At 36.7% G+C, this 3,879-nt stretch carries 3 protein-coding genes; all 3 read right to left on the bottom strand.

Annotation, left to right across the window (positions count from 1 at the left end; all coding sequences use genetic code 11):
• On the bottom strand, positions 1-700 hold a 700-nt coding region (locus tag H6A61_RS15015; protein WP_204394702.1), incomplete at its 3' end, for an AAA family ATPase.
• A 129-nt stretch (positions 701-829) separates the two neighbouring features.
• Complete coding sequence (locus tag H6A61_RS15010; protein ID WP_204394701.1) at positions 830-3,229, bottom strand: ABC transporter permease; 2,400 nt, start codon at positions 3,227-3,229, stop codon at positions 830-832.
• 222 nt (positions 3,230-3,451) lie between these two features.
• Positions 3,452-3,879, bottom strand: a 428-nt coding sequence (locus tag H6A61_RS15005) for a PD-(D/E)XK nuclease domain-containing protein (RefSeq protein WP_204394700.1), incomplete at its 5' end; no start/stop codon positions are given.

Below are 3,879 nucleotides of genomic sequence, written 5' to 3'. Positions count from 1 at the left end.
CATCAAAGAATTCTACAAGTTCTTTTTCGCTTATACCGCACAAAGACGCAAAGTCAGGATCCATAGTGATGTCATTCAAATTATTCAAATCACTGAAAATGCTTACCCTACTGAATCTGGTCACTCCCGTAAGGAGAGCAAAGCGGATATACTTGTCACATGATTTCAGATTACCGTAAAAGGATTTCAGAATACTTCGGTACTCGGACTGAAGTTCCTCATTGTCCAATGATTGAATAAGAGGCTTATCGTACTCGTCTATCAGGATTACTACACCACGACCGGTCTGCTCCGATGCACGTCTGATAAGTCCGGCAAATCTCAACGAAAGTGATTCCTCCGAAGGCTCACTTCCGTATATCCTTTCCCATCGCACAAGATAATTGTTAAGTACACCTTCAAGCCGTTTGCGGGAATTGTACTCCTCATTGTTCAAATCTATATGAAAGATAGGATATTCGTCCCAGTCCTTTTCAAGGCTCTCTATTGCAAGTCCCTGAAATAAATCTTTTCTACCCTCAAAATAAGACTCAAGAGTGGAAATCATCAGACTCTTACCGAAACGGCGCGGACGACCGAAGAAATAATAACCGCCTGTAGAGACAAGACGATGTATAAGCGCAGTCTTGTCAACATAAACAAAACCACCCTTACGAAGTTTCTCGAAGTTCTGGATTCCTATGGGATATAATCTGTTCATATAAAGTCTGAATTTTGAATAAGACACCGTTGTTTCTACAAAGATATGCAAATGAAAGCGTAGAGACAAAAGAAAAACACAGTTTTTCAATATGAACTATCCATTACCACAATAAGGGAAATCCTGAATCTATTCGCTCTTTATAATCTCAGCCGGATTAATTCGCGCTATATTTCTTATGCGGACATAAACTGTCAGAGTAATGAGCAACACCACAAACAACAATATTCCTCCGTAAAACAATATACCTGTATCTATAAAAGAATAATACATATTGCTGAACATTCGTAACAGGAATTCCACTATAGGAAATGCTATAGCCACAGTAACGATAACCAACACGATATAAAGCCTTGCAAAAATCAATACTATCTGACGAACTCCTGCTCCGTTTATCTTCCGTATAGCCATTTCCTTACGGCGGTATTCGGTGTCGAGAGTTATTGCTGAATAAATCCCAAGCACAGAGATAATAAGTGCTATGATTGACATAAAGAGTACAATACCTCTCAGTTTGAATTCCAGCGCATGCTCTTCGTATATATCATCCATCATTGTGGGTACGGAGACTTCAATACTTTCCGGCAAAGCATCTTTCATTACAGATTTTATTGACGAAACAGCTTCTTTCAAACGATTGGCATAACATTTAACATAACAATGTCCTATGTAATCAGAAAAATCAGATGGTACAAACATAAAACCGTTTAATTCCCTACCAGAATAATTAGACGATACAAAAGGAGCTGATATTCCTACAAGTGTATATCCTTTATTATAGTCATACAAAACTTTCCCTAATTGAATATCCTTGTTTATACGTTTGGCAAGTACCTCGTCTATTATCATCTCGCCCAATGTTTTCTGCTCATTACCGGATAATATGCCTATATTCATAAATCGGAAAAAGCTCGGTGATACACGCATTACATTTGCATCGACATAATTTTCTCTTTTCTCTGTCAGAAAAAGTCCTGTACCTGAAACTCCATGCAGATAATTGATATCCGAAATAATGATATCTTCCACACCCGGACATCGTTTAAACTTGTCTATTAATGTCTTTTTAGTATTATTATCCATAAAAGAATAATCGAGTGAAACACTAAGGATACGTTCTTTTTCTGTTTTTGACAATGTTCCGAAAACAGAATTGTTTGTATTCACAGATTGCATGTACAATGCCGTTGCAAGCGAAATAAATATCAGACTGATAAACAGCTGCATTCCCAATGATAAATTTCTCAACCTGTGCCTGCCATATCTTCTGGTGACTGTGTTAAGTTTCTGAGTGAGAAACGACCGTCTCACTTTTACTATTACAAACAACGATATCACCATACACAACACCATGATGCCAATAAGATAAGTAAAAGTCTGCCACATCAGTAAATACGGATCTATGACAATGCTGAAACGTACCAGTGTAAGACTAAGGAACGGTGAAAGAAGTTCTATGATAAGATAAGTAACGAATGCCGACAAAAATATAGAAACACTTATCTGTACGAAAAACATCAGAAACATATCTTTAAATCCGGCACCGTTCACCCTACGGATATTACATTCTTTCACACGTATGAGGAAAGAGCCAATTATAAAATGAAAGAAATTGAGCAAGCCAACCACCAATACCAATATTCCGGCTATAAGAGTAATATTAGCAAAATATAATGCTACACCTTCATCACTCCAAAAATAAGTTCCGAAAGTACCGCCAGATACTCCCCTTTTCTCATTAAAGAATTCAAAATCAAGCTTCCTTTCATCTAATTCTTCAATAAGACTTTGTACCGAGGCAGCATCTTCTGCCAGTGCGAATGTAACAGCATCCATTACCGGCAAATTTCTGTCATTGATTTGCCCTTCTGTATCATTAATAACCAAAGCATCCGTTTTACATAAAAAGTTCAAACTGTTATTCAATGGCAAATCTTTGGCTACCGCCTGTATCACATAATTTATCCCTCCTTCACGAGGCGTACTGTTTGGCGAAGTATATAAACGTCTGTTTAAAACCATACGTTTACCTATTGATTTTTCGGCTGAACCAAAAATACGTTTAGCTGTACTTTCAAAAAGAATTACCGAATTTGGATTCTGTATTGCATTTTTCCAACTGCCATGTAATATTTCAGGAGTAAAGACTTCATTAAAACAGGAATCAGTCTCCATGAACCTCAGGTTATAAGGTAACAGTTTACCTTCATAAACCTCAATGTTATACGAGCGTTCATCCGTTCTTGCAACTCCACAAAAGGCTTTTGCATTCAAACCTTGGTTTCTCAAAAACGAAGGTAAACTACCTGAAGTTATACTACTGAAATTATTGTCAGAACGTTCTAAATATAATTCAACTATCCTGTCCCTATTCCTGAAACAATCATCTGTACTGAATATATACCTGCTAAAATAAAGGCAGACACTAAAGCAAAACAACGACATAGCCAATCCGAATATGGCTATAATGTTCTGCATCTTGAATTTCATCAGGCTGCGTATGGCTACTTTCAAATAATGTAATATCATATCCAAATTCATTTAATTTAAATAACACACCAGTATAAAACTGACGTATTCCTAAAATTCATAATATGTTCTCATAGTAAATATAATCAAAAATCACGCCAAACGCATAATCACCTATTAATCAAGACAATACATTCAAATATCAATATAAAACAACGTGCGTATTCGCACATTCATGTTGCAAATACGCACGTTTGATACTAAGTGTATTCATTATATCGCTTAATCGGATACTATCCACTTCTCTATATTTCTGGTTTCCGCACTGAAATTAACCCCTATCTTATAAACCTTACGTCCATCAGACATGAAAGGTAAAGCATAGTTTCGTGAGTCTATTTGCGCGATAGCATCCTCGGCACTGCCTTCAAACTTGAATTCCATTACATATATATACTGTGGAGTTTTCACGACCATGTCTATCCTGCCTTGAGAAGTGTGATACTCGGCATGAGTAAAGAAACCCATAAGACGGAATACTATAAAAAGAACATTCTGATAATGAAGCTCTGTGTCGCGAATCAACTCATATGGAGTGTCAGAAAAGAGACTTTGAAGACGCTCCATGAAACTATCAATCTTTCCTTTTTCCAGTTCCTTGATGAAATTCATTATATGGAAGCTGGTATTCCTGCCATGCATATTCATAT

Origin of the sequence: Bacteroides caecigallinarum (assembly GCF_016901995.1) — a bacterium.
GTDB lineage: Bacteria > Bacteroidota > Bacteroidia > Bacteroidales > Bacteroidaceae > Phocaeicola > Phocaeicola cellulolyticus.
The sequence above is the reverse complement of the archived record's forward strand: the minus strand, read 5'-3'. Positions and strand labels throughout refer to the sequence as shown.